This is a genomic window from Streptomyces hundungensis, assembly GCF_003627815.1.
Classification (GTDB): domain Bacteria; phylum Actinomycetota; class Actinomycetes; order Streptomycetales; family Streptomycetaceae; genus Streptomyces; species Streptomyces hundungensis_A.
This window is the reverse complement of sequence record NZ_CP032698.1, coordinates 7429424-7441078: the sequence shown is the minus strand read 5'-3', so window position 1 is coordinate 7441078 and position 11655 is coordinate 7429424. Positions and strand designations below refer to the sequence as shown.

11 protein-coding genes are annotated in these 11655 nt (G+C 71.3%); 4 read left to right on the top strand and 7 right to left on the bottom strand.

Annotation, left to right across the window (positions count from 1 at the left end):
* Nucleotides 1–9: 9 nt before the first annotated feature.
* Both DWB77_RS33095 and DWB77_RS33090 read right to left on the bottom strand, forming a co-directional pair.
* Complete coding sequence (locus tag DWB77_RS33095; RefSeq protein ID WP_120725885.1) at nucleotides 10–204, bottom strand: ferredoxin; 195 nt, start codon at nucleotides 202–204, stop codon at nucleotides 10–12.
* Between the two features lie 31 nt (nucleotides 205–235).
* Nucleotides 236–1468 carry a cytochrome P450 gene (locus DWB77_RS33090; protein WP_120728513.1) on the bottom strand — a complete coding sequence of 411 codons (1233 nt, stop codon included), beginning with the start codon at nucleotides 1466–1468 and terminating at the stop codon, nucleotides 236–238.
* Between the two features lie 196 nt (nucleotides 1469–1664).
* On the opposite strand from DWB77_RS33090, the gene DWB77_RS33085 reads away from it, so the two are divergent.
* Nucleotides 1665–2669 (top strand): cytochrome c oxidase assembly protein, encoded by a 1005-nt coding sequence (locus DWB77_RS33085; RefSeq protein ID WP_120725883.1) that lies wholly within the window; start codon nucleotides 1665–1667, stop codon nucleotides 2667–2669.
* Nucleotides 2670–2673: 4 nt separating this feature from the next.
* Here DWB77_RS33085 and DWB77_RS33080 read toward each other — a convergent pair whose 3' ends face one another.
* The gene (locus DWB77_RS33080) at nucleotides 2674–3093 is read right to left on the bottom strand and encodes a hypothetical protein (RefSeq protein ID WP_120725881.1); all 420 of its coding nucleotides are present in this window, start codon (nucleotides 3091–3093) and stop codon (nucleotides 2674–2676) included.
* A 101-nt stretch (nucleotides 3094–3194) separates the two neighbouring features.
* Nucleotides 3195–3965 carry a DUF2127 domain-containing protein gene (locus tag DWB77_RS33075; protein WP_120725879.1) on the bottom strand — a complete coding sequence of 257 codons (771 nt, stop codon included), beginning with the start codon at nucleotides 3963–3965 and terminating at the stop codon, nucleotides 3195–3197.
* 192 nt (nucleotides 3966–4157) lie between these two features.
* Between DWB77_RS33075 and DWB77_RS33070 the strand changes: the two genes are divergently transcribed.
* Nucleotides 4158–4787 (top strand): DUF1275 family protein, encoded by a 630-nt coding sequence (locus tag DWB77_RS33070; RefSeq protein WP_162952653.1) that lies wholly within the window; start codon nucleotides 4158–4160, stop codon nucleotides 4785–4787.
* 189 nt (nucleotides 4788–4976) lie between these two features.
* Nucleotides 4977–6410, top strand: coding sequence for a PP2C family protein-serine/threonine phosphatase (locus DWB77_RS33065; RefSeq protein ID WP_120725875.1), 1434 nt, complete (start codon nucleotides 4977–4979; stop codon nucleotides 6408–6410).
* 89 nt (nucleotides 6411–6499) lie between these two features.
* Here DWB77_RS33065 and DWB77_RS33060 read toward each other — a convergent pair whose 3' ends face one another.
* A complete protein-coding gene (locus DWB77_RS33060; protein WP_120725873.1) occupies nucleotides 6500–7993 on the bottom strand; it encodes a DNA-binding protein NsdB in 1494 nt (497 codons plus the stop codon).
* 233 nt (nucleotides 7994–8226) lie between these two features.
* Here DWB77_RS33060 and DWB77_RS33055 point away from each other — a divergent pair, with 233 nt between their 5' ends.
* Nucleotides 8227–9357 carry an aminoglycoside phosphotransferase family protein gene (locus DWB77_RS33055; protein ID WP_120725871.1) on the top strand — a complete coding sequence of 377 codons (1131 nt, stop codon included), beginning with the start codon at nucleotides 8227–8229 and terminating at the stop codon, nucleotides 9355–9357.
* Between the two features lie 73 nt (nucleotides 9358–9430).
* Here DWB77_RS33055 and DWB77_RS33050 read toward each other — a convergent pair whose 3' ends face one another.
* Both DWB77_RS33050 and DWB77_RS33045 read right to left on the bottom strand, forming a co-directional pair.
* Nucleotides 9431–10759, bottom strand: coding sequence for an N-acetylmuramoyl-L-alanine amidase (locus tag DWB77_RS33050; RefSeq protein WP_120725870.1), 1329 nt, complete (start codon nucleotides 10757–10759; stop codon nucleotides 9431–9433).
* A 313-nt stretch (nucleotides 10760–11072) separates the two neighbouring features.
* Nucleotides 11073–11573, bottom strand: coding sequence for a hypothetical protein (locus tag DWB77_RS33045; RefSeq protein WP_120725868.1), 501 nt, complete (start codon nucleotides 11571–11573; stop codon nucleotides 11073–11075).
* Nucleotides 11574–11655: the final 82 nt, after the last annotated feature.

Here is an 11655-nt window from a genome sequence, read left to right as displayed (position 1 = left end):
CGGACGTTCTCACCCGTCGTGCACGGTGACGGCCCCCACGGGACAGGCCCGGGCGGCCTCGCGGACCAGGGGGTCGCCCGCTCCGTCCTCGCGTCCGGGCAGCAGTTCGCTGAACCCGTCGTCATCCTGGGTGAAGACGGCGGGCGCGGTCAGCGCGCACTGACCCGCTCCGATGCAGACGTCCTTGTCGATGCTGATCCGCATGCGCGGCTCCTTCACTTCGGTTGGCCGCCCGCTACCAGGCGACGGGGAGCTCGACCATTCCCTGGATGGTGTCGCCGGGCTTGAACGGGATCTCCTGCGCGGGCACGGCGAGGCGCAGATCGGGCAGCCGGTCGAAGAGGGAGCGCAGCGCGATCTCCATCTCCGCCCGCGCCAGGTTCTGGCCGAGACACTGGTGGATGCCGAAGCCGAACGCGACGTGGTGACGGCTGGAGCGGTGCCAGTCGATCCGGTCGGGTTCCTCGTAACTGGCGTTGTCGCGGTTGATGACCGAGGTCGAGAAGACCACGCCCTCGTCGGCCCGGATGGTCTCGCCGCCGATCTCGATGTCCTCCAGGGCGACCCGTAGCATCCCGTCGGCGATCGACAGGAAGCGGAGCAGTTCCTCGACCGCGGCGGGCATCAGGGCCGCGTCCGAGCGCAGTTCGGCGAGCCGCTCCGGGTGCTGGAGAAGCGTGAAGGTGCCCAGCGAAATCATGTTGGCCGTCGTCTCATGGCCGGCGACCAGCAGGATCGTCGCGAAGTCCACCAACTCCTGCTGATCCAGGGCGCCTTGGTTCAGGCGTTGCTCGATGAGTTCGTCGAGCAGGCCGTCGCCGCGCTCCTTCTTCTTGCGGTCGATGAGCCGGACGAAATAGTTCTCCAGCTCTTCGAGGGCCGCCTCGACGTCCGCGGACTCCGGCCCGCGCAGCAGCCTGCGGGACTGGCCCTCGAAGAACTCGTGGTCCTCGTAGGGGACGCCGAGGAGCGCGCAGATCACCATCGACGGCACCGGCAGCGCGAACGCGCTGACCAGATCGACGGGCGGGCCCTGCGCGACCATGTCGTCCAGGAGCCGGTCGACGGTCTCCTGGATCCGGGGCCGCAGCGAGGCGGTGCGCTTGAGCGTGAAGCTGGGGATCAGCATGCGGCGCTGCGTGGCGTGGACGGGGTCGTCGACGCCGAGGAGCGCGGTCCTGCGCCGGGTGACGCCGGCGAACCGGGCCGTCGGCGACGGGAAGGCCTCGTTCTCGCGGTTGGAGGAGAGCCGGGGGTCGGCCAGCAGGGCGCGCGCCTCGGCGAGCCCGGTGACCATCCACACGGTCCGGCCGTCGTAGAGGCTGACGCGGGCCAGCGGGCGCTCGTCGCGCAGTGGCTGATAGGCGGCGGGTGGCTGGTAGGGGCAGCTGCGGTCCTGCGGGAAGACGACGCTGCCGTTGTCGGTGACGGTGTGGTCCGTGGTGACGCCGGTGATGTTGCCTGTCATGTAGACCTCGCAAGCGAAGGGTTCCGTCTTGCCGATCTCCACTACATGCCTCAGGCACCTATGCCGTCTACGCGTTCTTCGGCCTATTCCGTCCTTTGGGCGAGCGAGTGCGGGCCCGGTGCGGGGACCGCCGGACGGCGGGGCTAGCGTGTGGGCGGCCCGTCGTACGTCACGGGCCGGTGAGGAGACCGAGCCGATGTCCACCCCGACGCCCGGCGGCCCCGCGGCCGATCTGCCCGAGCTGACGACACAGCGACTGCTCACGGTGTGGCAGCCGGACGCGGCGGCCCTGCTGCTCATCGTCGTCCTGGGCGGCCTGTACGCCTGGGGCGTGCTGCGCCTGGCCCGGCGGGGCGAGCCCTGGCCGGTGGCGCGCGTCGCGGCCTTCGCGGTCCTGGGCCTGGGCGGCCTGGCGGTCGCCACGATGTCGGCGCTCGCGGTGTACGACACCGAACTGTTCTGGCCGGCCGCCGTACAGAACGTCCTGCTCGACCTGATCGCACCGCTCGGCCTCGCGCTCGGCGACCCGCTGCGGCTCGCGGCGCTCGCCCTGCCCGGGCGCGGCGCGAGCCGGCTGCGGGGCGCGATGAGCGGACGTCTGGTCCGCTTCCTCACCTTCCCCCTGGTCAGCACGGGTTTGGTGCTGACCACCGAGCTCTGTGTGTACTTCACCCCGTACTTCGAGACCGCGCTGCGGTACGGCCCCCTGCACGAGCTGATGTACCTCCATCTGCTGCTCGCGGGAAGCCTGTTCGTGCTGCCGATGCTCACCCGCGAACAGACGCTGCCCGCCTGGTGCAGCCATCCGGTGCGGGCCGCGCTCGTCTTCCTCGACGGCCTGATCGACGCGGTACCGGGCATCGTCGTCATGACCCACGGCACCCTGATCGCGGGCGCCTGGTATCTGCACCACGCGCCCGCCTGGGCCCCGGACGTCCTGCGCGACCAGCAGCTCGGCGGCGGCGCGATGGTCACCATCGCGGAGCTGGTGTCGCTGCCGTTCCTCCTTGCCATCCTGGTCCAGTGGTCCCGGGCCGACCGCGCCCAGCGCACGGTGCTCGACCGCCGTCTCGACCGGGAACTGACTCCGGCCGCCCCCGTGGAGGGACGGCCGGAGACCGCGGAACTCGTGCGGCCGTGGTGGGAGACCGACGGCGGGACGGTCGGTCAGCGGATGCGCCGACAGCCCCCCGGGAGCTGACCCGTCAGTGCCGGTCGCGGCGCCTGCGCAGCCGGCTCACGATGAACCAGATGACGAAGATGACGAGCGCGATGAAGAGGACCACCAGGATCAGCAGCACGATCCCGGCCTTCTTGAAGAAGCCGCCCTTCTTCTTTTTCTTGGACTTCTTGGACTTCATGGCCTTCGACGCCGTGACGCCGGACGTGGCCGCGACGGTGTGCTGCCCGGCCTGGGCCGCCGCCTGAGTGGCGCCGCCCAACTCGCTTGCGGGCGCGGCCTGTTGGGCCGTTGCGGCCGTGGCGACGGCGGCGCGCGGCGCGGCCTCGGCCGCCACCGGTCCCGCCGCGAGCGAGGCGCCGAGCACCAGGGCGAGCAGGACGGCCGCCCTGCGCAGCGGGCCCGGGCCGGTCTTCGACGTACGGGTGGAACGTGGTTCATGCATGGTGGGTCATCCCCCAAGGACGCTCGGTGCGGCGGACCTGCCGCAGGCTGTCTGTATCTGTTACCCGTCAGGCGGTTCGTACGCGCCGGGAGCCGTGCCGGTCAGTGGTGCACCGCGACGCCCGCCGTGGTCTCCACCTCGATGAGCGAGGCGCTGTGCCGTTCCGCCTCGAAGGCGGCGTGGCCGCCGCGCAGGCCGAACAGGCGCTTGACGAGCAGGATGTAGAGGACCGCGAGGATGTTGAGCGTCAGCGTGGCGATCTTCACCCAGCTGATCTTCTCGGTGAGTTCGTAGATCTCCAGCGGCAGGAACATCGCCGTGGCGACGACGGTGAGGTACTCGGCCCAGCGCTTGGCGCGCCACAGCCCGACGGCCTCGACGATCTCGATCAGCGCGTACACGAGCAGCGCCACCGCGACGATCACCAGCGTGGAGTGCTTGTAGTCGAAGGTCTTCTGGACGGTGCCCACGACCGGCGAGTGGTCCAGGTCGTAATGGAAGTGGCGGAAGACCGGCCGGAACACGTCGAGGTACTCGTCGAAGAACCGGCGCACCGCGTCCTGGCTGTTGCTGAACTTCCACACCGCGATCGCCACGAGCACGATGAACACGCCGCGCACGGCCCGCTCCACGGCCAGGAAGCGCAGGATGAACAGATCGCGCAGCACCTTGCCGCGCGGCACCAGCGGCGCCTCGTCGGCGGGGCCGGATCCGTGCGGCGCGCCCAGGGCGAAGTCACCGCAGCGCAGACAGCGCCAGGCCTCGCCGAGACCGGTGTCGGCGCGCAGCCGCTCGCGCAACACGTCCTCCTGCGGCGCGTACGTCACATGGCCGCGGCGCGCGCAGGTGCGCCGGTCCCAGTCGATCTTCATGCTCGTCCTCCCGTGAGGCCCGCGGGGCGGGCCGATGTGCTCACTGGGACCGTAGTGGACCCTTGTCGTGGACGTGCCACGGGGTCGCGTCCGTTGCGTAACGCCTGCGCGCGCCGACAAACGCCCCGGTCTCCTCGTGGATCCGGGCCGTCGCGGCGCGCTGCCGGGGGTCGAGGAGGCGAGAATGCGCCGATGAGCTCCGCGATCACTACTCCCTCCGCCGCCCGGGCCGACGAACGGTTCCTCCTGGTCCTCTCGGCGGCGTCCGGGGCCACCGACGCGTTCGCCTTCCTCTGCTTGGGAAAGGTGTTCGCCGGAGTGATGACCGGCAACCTCGTCCTGGTCGGCGCGTCGGTGGGCGCCGGGGACCACGACGTGGTGCCGCGCGCCCTGACCGCCCTCGTCGGATACGGGCTCGGCACGGCGGGGGCGGCCCGCGTCGCCGCGCGCTGGTCACCGCGTCCCCTGCTCGCGGCCCAGACGGCCCTGCTCGCCCTCGCGGCGGTCGGCTGGGGCCTGGGGTTCGGGCGTTCGCTCGGCTCACAGGTGGTGCTGCTGCTCGCGGCGGCGCTCGCGATGGGGGTGCAGGCGCGGGCCTGGTCCGCGCCGACCACGTACTTCACCGGTACGGTCACCGGGCTCGCGGGACGGCTCGCCAACCGGGAGGCGCGGCACCAGGACCGCTGGGTGGCGGGGCGGCTGGCGGCCGTCGTGGCGGGGGCGGCCGTCACCGCCCTGCTCGTCCAGTGCTGCTCGCGGGCCGGAGGCGGTGCCGGGGTCGCGCTGTGTCTGGTGGCGTTCGCGCTGCTGCCCCGGCGGTGAGCCGATGCGCATATGCCGGATGCCGGGCCCCGCTCAGGGACGCCGAAACCGGTCGCCGTTGGCATATGTCACGAGCACCACCGTATCGAGTGTTGCCAAATCCCTTACGGGGCATCGCTCCCTGTGCAAGAGTCGTAACCGGTCCACTTCGCCAGACCAGGCTCTACCGCGGTCGCATCGGAGAACGTCATGCCGTCCCATCTGTTCGCGGACCGTCCCGCTCCCCAACCGCCCGAGCGGGGCACGGTCGACGCACTGATCACGCAGACCCGCAGGCTGCGCGGGGGCGTGGACGCGGTGCGCCGCGACGCCTTCGTGGACGACGACGACGCCCAGGCCCGCTGGCAGCGCGCTCTGTGCGATCTGGCGGTCCATCAACTCGACGACCTGGGCGCGCACTTGGACCAGTTGCGCGACGGTCCGACCGCCGAGGAACAGGACGCGACGACGCTCGCCGTCGAGAGCTCCTTCGGCAATGGCCCGGACGCCCCCGGCCCGCTCAGCCGGGTCGGCAGCGCCGAGTGGAATCTGCTCACCGACGCGGTGAGCTGGTCCGAGGAGCTCTTCCAGATCTTCGGCCGCTCCCCCGAGAGCGGCGGCATGTCGCTCGACGAACTGCCCACCATGGTGGTCGACGAGGACCAGGCCCTGCTCACCACGATGGTGACGGGCGCCCTGGTGGACGGCAGGCCCATCGACGGCGAGTTCCGCATCGTGCGGCCCGACAGCACGATCACCACGCTCCACATGATGGGCGAGCCGGTGCTCGACGCCGACGGCTGCACCGCTTCGATGTGGGCCGTGCTGCGCGATGTGAGCGAGCTGCGGCGCAGCCAGCGCGCCGTGCGGGAGAGCCGCGACCGCCTCCAGCGCCAGCGCCGGATCGCGCGGACCGAGCACCGTCTCGCGGTCGAGTTGCAGGAGGCCGTGCTGCCGCCGTGGCGCGGCTCCCTCAGGCTCCCGCACGGCGGCCCCGGCGCGCTCGACATCGCCGCGCACTATCTGCCGTCCTCGGCCAGCGACCTCATCGGCGGCGGCTGGTACGACGCGCTCGAACTCCCGGGTGGCGCCTCCTTACTGACCGTCGGCGATCTGACGGGCCACGGAGTGACGGCGACCGGCGGCATGGCGATGCTGCTCGGTGCGCTGCGCGGCATGGCCGTCGCGGGCATCGGGCCCGGCCCCCTGATGGGACATCTCAACCAGCTCCTGGAAACGACCGTGCAGCCCGCCCTGGGCAGCGCGGTCTGTTGCCGTTACGAGCCCGCCCGGCGCAGGCTCGTCTGGTCCGGGGCCGGCCACCCAGCCCCGCTGCTGTTCCGCGGCGGGACGGGACGGGCGCTCGGCGCATCGGGCGGGGTCCTGCTCGGCGCCACGCACGGGGCCGCCTACGACCAGGCCGAGGCCACCTTGCACGCGGGCGATCTGCTCGTCCTGCACACCGACGGACTGACCCGGCGCGCCGCCTGCGACGACGGCGACCAGCGCCGACTGCTCGCACTCGCCCCGCTCTTCGACGGTGGCCGTACAGCCCAGGACTGCGTACGGATGATCGTCGAGGAGTTCGGCGAGCACGAGCGTGAGGACGACGCCTGTGTGCTGGTGGCCCGTATCGGGTCCTGACGCCCGGGGCTTCGCACACACAGGCCTACTGGCTACTGGCTTACTGGCACAGGCCTCGTGAGCAACCGCCGGCCGCAAGGGCCGGACTTCTAGATGTCCGCGACCCGGCTCCGCTTCACCGGCGCCTGAGGCAGGGCCAGTTGGATCTCCTCCCGCAGATCCTGGATCTTGCCGTACCCGGCGTACTGACTGGTGAGCCGGTACATCTCGCGCAGCCGGTCCCAGGTGCGGTGCGAGGAGGTCTCCCCCATCGACACCAGCGCCAGGCGGGCATAGCGGTCCGCCTGTTCGGGGTCGTCGGCGATGAAGCAGGCCGAGGCCAGCGAGATGTAGTCGAAGATCTTCGAGCGTTGACGGCCGCCCACCCGCAGCTCCAGGGCCTGTTTGGCGTGGTGCTGCGCGATGGTGGCCGCGGCGGGATCGTGCTCGGCCAGCGTACGGAAGGCCAGCGCCTGCATGCCGTGCAGATCCGCCTCGTCGAACATCTGCATCCAACTGGGCGGCGGCACATCGCCCTTGTCGGAGACGAAGAGTTCCTCCGCCTCACCGAGCGTGCGCCGCATCGCCTGGCCGCGCCCCAGCGACGCCTGCGCCCAGGCCTCGATGGTGTGCAGCATGGCCCGGGTGCGCGGCAGGGTCTCCTCGCCCGAGCCGGACTTGGCGAGCTTCATGAGGTCGAGGGCCTCGCCTGGCCGGCCCAGGTGGACCATCTGGCGGGCGGCCCGGGAGAGGGCTTCGCCGGCGCGGGGGCGGTCGCCGCCCTCACGGGCCGCGTGGGCGGCGATGACGAAGTACTTCTGGGCGGTCGGCTCCAGGCCGATGTCGTGCGACATCCAGCCCGCGAGGACGGCCAGATTGGCGGCGACGCCCCACAGGCGCCGCTGGAGGTGGTCGGGGTGGCGGTAGGCGAGCATGCCGCCCACCTCGTTGAGCTGGCCCACCACCGCCTTGCGCTGGAGTCCGCCACCCCGGGAGGCGTCCCAGGCGCGGAAGACGTCGACGGAGCGCTCCAGCGCGTCGATCTCCTGCGATCCGATGGGGGCGGCCTCATAGCGGTCGAACCCGGCGGGATCGGCGTGCAGGGGGTCGTGGAGGCGGGGGGCGTCGGCCGAGAGTACGGGGTCGGTGTGCAGCCAGTCGTGCATGGCGCTGCTGAGTACTGAGCCGGTGGCGAGCGCGGCGCCCGCGCCCACCAGACCGCGTCGGTTGAGCATGAGGTCCATTCCCGTGAATTCGGTGAGGACCGCTGCCGTCCGTTCGGGCGCCCACGGAACGCCGTCCGGATTCTTGGGATTCCTGACGTCGTTCCGCTTTCCAGCGCGCCCGTGCCGGTCGAACCCGAGGTCCTCGATGGTCACGACACGGCCGAGCCGCTCGGTGAACAGCGCCGCCAGCACCCGGGGCACCGGATCGCGCGGGGTCTCCCCCATGTCGATCCAACGCCTCACCCGCGAGGTGTCGGTAGCCAGTTGGGGGTGGCCCATGGCCGCCGCCTGCCGGTTCACCATTCTCGCGAGTTCACCCTTGGACCATCCGGCGAGGCCGAACAGGTCGTTCAGGCGGGTGTTGGGTTGTCCGCTCACGTCAAGCCCCCAGGTTCTCGGCTGAGTTGACAGTAATCCCCTGTCAGATGCGGCGCGACTATTCGCCAGGGTTCGCCAGGGCACGCCAGATGGTGTGCCACCCGCGGCCGGGTGTCAGGTAAGAGAGCGCCACCCCGACCCGGGGGCCGGACCTCATTCCCCAGGGTGCGGCTCGGCCACCGGGGCGGGTAGCGCACGCAACTTGTCGGCACACGAAGGGATCTGTCACCCCCATGTACACAGCATCGTCCTCCGTGTCCACGCCGCCCCGGCCGCACCGACCTCTGGGAGCGGGTGGCGGACCGTATCTGGACCCCACCCACGCGGGATCGGCCTACGGCGCGAGCCGGATGCCGCGCCGATCCGGAACGGGCACGCAGCCGCTGAGCGGAAGAATCGACCTCTCCGGCCCCCAGGGCGCCCAACTGCGCATCGCGATCGCCTCGGTGCAGCGGATCTGTCCCGAGTTCAACCCGGTGCAGGTGTTGCGGCACAGCGGACGCTCCGTGCTGATCGTCGGCACGACAGGACGGACGACGGCCGTCGCCAAGTGTTTACTGGACCACTCGCCGGCCTGGGCCGAGCGGTTCCGGCACGAAATAGCTGCATATCGCGCGTTCGTCCGGCATCGTCCGCCGGTACGGGTGCCGCGACTGATCGCCGCCGACCCCGACAACTGCACCCTGGTGATCGAGCGGATGCCGGGCCGGGCCGCGGCCCTCACCCGACATCCCGTCGAGGCTCCGCCGCGTGCCGATGTCCGGGCCGCCCTCGGTGCGATCGCCCGCGTCAACGCCTGGCGGCCGCCTGCCGAGATGTTCGGCAGGCCCCTGGACTACGCGCCACGCATCAGCCGCTACCACGAGCTCGGCCTGTTCACCGACCGGGATCTGAGTGACCTTCAGAAGCTGGTGCACGGTCTGGCCCTCTCGGGCCGGGTCGACTGGCAGTTCTCGCACGGCGACGCGCTCCTGTCCAACATCCTGCTCTCGCCCACCGGCCCGGTCCTGGTCGACTGGGAGCACGCGGGCTGGTATCTGCCGGGATACGACCTGGCGACGCTGTGGGCGGTGCTCGGGGAGGCCCCGATGGAGCGGCGGCGGATCAGCCAGGCCGCCCAGCTGGCGGGGCCCGCGTCGCGGGACGCGTTCCTGGTGAACCTGATGCTCGTACTGACCCGGGAGATCCGGACGTACGAGACGGCGGTGCAGCGCACCATGCGTGACGCGGCGCCGGCGAGCGCGGCGCAGAACCCGCCGGGCGTGCCGTCCGCGGGGGAACAGCAGCGGCTGCTGCTGCGCAGGCTGCACGACGACTGCGCGCTGGCGCGGCGTGCCGTGCGGGCGGCGGTCGGCACCCGCTGACGACCGGTCCGAGGGGGAAGCGCGCCGCGCGCCCAGTGCCGACACACTGGGCGCGCGGCGCGCTGTCATGCGGCTAGCGCGCGCGGACGACGTCCACGTCGGAGGCCTTGACGAAGGCGATCCGGTGGCCGATCTGCACCGTCACATAGCGGATGCTGCCGGGGAAGTACGTGTGGTCGTAGGGGTATGACGAGTCGATGGTGGGGGCGTAGAAGTAGCCGGAGGGTGTCGGCGCTCCGCCGGGGTAGGACTGGCCGGCCTTGATGGTGTAGGCGAGCGGGGTGCTCACCCGCGGGGCCGTGAAGTCACCCGGGTAGTCACCGGCCGCCGGATAGGCGGTTCCGTAGACCGGCACATCGGTGAGGCCCGGCTTGGGGCGTACGACATAGCCCGCGGTCGGGGTGGTGGTGCGGGTGTGGGCGGGGCTCTGGAACCAGGCCTCCTGCCCGTACCACCAGATCGCGGTCCAGCCGGGCCTGCGTTCGGCCACCACGGCCTGCTGAGCGGCGCTGATCTTGCTGCCCCAGTCGTTGGCGCAGTTGGTTCCGGGCGTGCCCGGCGGGTGGAGCCCGGGGTCGGCGAACAGCGGGGCGTCGGTGGAGGGTTGGGTGTACAGCGGGACCGCGCTGGAGGGCGCCGCGGGCAGGTCCACGTTCTTCTCGCAGTCCCGGAAGGCCTGGAGGTTCTTCTTGAACACCGGGTCCACGGTGACCAGTTGACCGCCGGGGCGACCGGTCTGCTGGGTGGGCCGGCCCAGCAGGGACATGAAGTGGTTCCAGTCCCAGTAAGGCCCCGGATCCCAGTGCATGCCCGCCGTGCCGGCCGCGGTGGTGGGCGGCACGTTGTCGTGGCCCAGGATGTGCTGGCGGTCGAGCGGGATGTCGTACTTGGCGGCGAGGTAGCGCACCAGCGCCGCCGTCGAGCGGTACATCTCCGGGGTGTACCAAGCGGCGCCGGCGGTGGCGTAGCCCTCCTGCTCGATGCCGATGGAGTCGGAGTTGATGTACCAGTTGCCGGCCTGCCAGGCGACGTCCTTGGTCTTCACCATCTGGGTGACGTGCCCGTCGCTCGACCGCACCACGTAGTGCGCGGAGGCGGCCCGCTTAGGGTCCTGGAAGATCTTCAGGGTGGTCGCGAAGGTCTCCTCGGTGTCGTGCAGGACGATGTACTTGATCTTGTTGGTGCCCGGGCGGTCCGAGACGTCGTAATTGCCGTACGTCTTCTTGTCGGCGGGATCGCCGGTCTGCTGGTAGGCCGCCGGAACCCAGTCGCAGGTGAGGGTGCGGGGGCACTCGGTGTCCGGCCCCGCCGCGCTCGCCGGGGAGGCGGGGGCCAGGGCGAGGCCCAGGGCGCCGGCCGTCGCCGCCGCGAGCGCGAGTCTGATCCTCTGCTTGGACGTCATGGACAGCCCTTCTTGCCGGGGTGCGGTGGGTTCTCTCGCCGTGCGACGCGTCGGTCCGCGCGGGGACACACTGTGACCCAGAATGACGCTTCGTCAAGTAGTCGTCGCACAAAGCGACTTGTGTCAGTGGACGAGACCTCTGGCGGGGCGCCCGACCTGCCGTTGGCGCGAGGGGTCAACGGCCGCCGGGGCGGGCCCGGTTGACGGCTCGGGACATGAAGCGGTTTGGGACATGAGGCGGCTCGGGACACGAAACGGCCCGGCACCTCGGACGGAAGGTGCCGGGCCGTGGGGCCGATCGCCGGTGTGCCGCTCAGCCCTGCTGGAAGAGCTCCGCGGGCAGCGGCTTCAGCAGGGCATACAGGTCATCGGTGATGGGCCGGTCCCAACTGGCGATCGTGACCAGGACGTTGTCGCTGCGGTCGAACTGCACGCAGGAGATGCGGCTTTCGGAGAGCTTGAGGCGGCGCACGATCAGCAGGTTGTCGCCCTGCATCACCGGCATGTCCTCGGAGCCGACGACCTCGATCGACTCGTCGTTCTCCAGCGCCACCAGGAGCTGCGCCACCTCGAAGGGGACCTGGCCCTCGGCCATCTCGCGGGCCGGGGATCCCTCCGGCAGATTGCCGATGATCATCGCGGGGCCACGGCCGCCGAACAGGTCGTAGCGCAGGAAGACACCCTGGCAGCTGCCGTCGGGGGCGGGCAGCAGACCGGCACCCAGGTTGCCGGGCCAGTCACCCGGGTCCATGGCCAGGACATCGAAGTCCGGGCCCGCGGGAGTGGCGGCGCTGCGGCGGCGGAGGAAGGACATGCCGTCAATGGTACGTGCCCGCGGCGCCCCGCCGGAGCCGGGCCCGGGGCCCTGGGCGGGTCGACGCGGAGCGCGGCCCCGG

What these genes read in the sequence shown, in the direction of transcription:
- DWB77_RS33095 (WP_120725885.1), bottom strand. Translation starts at nt 204, where the DNA reads ATGCGGATCAGCATCGACAAGGACGTCTGCATCGGAGCGGGTCAGTGC.
- DWB77_RS33090 (WP_120728513.1), bottom strand. Translation starts at nt 1,468, where the DNA reads ATGACAGGCAACATCACCGGCGTCACCACGGACCACACCGTCACCGAC.
- DWB77_RS33085 (WP_120725883.1), top strand. Translation starts at nt 1,665, where the DNA reads ATGTCCACCCCGACGCCCGGCGGCCCCGCGGCCGATCTGCCCGAGCTG.
- DWB77_RS33080 (WP_120725881.1), bottom strand. Translation starts at nt 3,093, where the DNA reads ATGCATGAACCACGTTCCACCCGTACGTCGAAGACCGGCCCGGGCCCG.
- DWB77_RS33075 (WP_120725879.1), bottom strand. Translation starts at nt 3,965, where the DNA reads ATGAAGATCGACTGGGACCGGCGCACCTGCGCGCGCCGCGGCCATGTG.
- DWB77_RS33070 (WP_162952653.1), top strand. Translation starts at nt 4,158, where the DNA reads ATGAGCTCCGCGATCACTACTCCCTCCGCCGCCCGGGCCGACGAACGG.
- DWB77_RS33065 (WP_120725875.1), top strand. Translation starts at nt 4,977, where the DNA reads ATGCCGTCCCATCTGTTCGCGGACCGTCCCGCTCCCCAACCGCCCGAG.
- DWB77_RS33055 (WP_120725871.1), top strand. Translation starts at nt 8,227, where the DNA reads ATGTACACAGCATCGTCCTCCGTGTCCACGCCGCCCCGGCCGCACCGA.
- DWB77_RS33050 (WP_120725870.1), bottom strand. Translation starts at nt 10,759, where the DNA reads ATGACGTCCAAGCAGAGGATCAGACTCGCGCTCGCGGCGGCGACGGCC.
- DWB77_RS33045 (WP_120725868.1), bottom strand. Translation starts at nt 11,573, where the DNA reads ATGTCCTTCCTCCGCCGCCGCAGCGCCGCCACTCCCGCGGGCCCGGAC.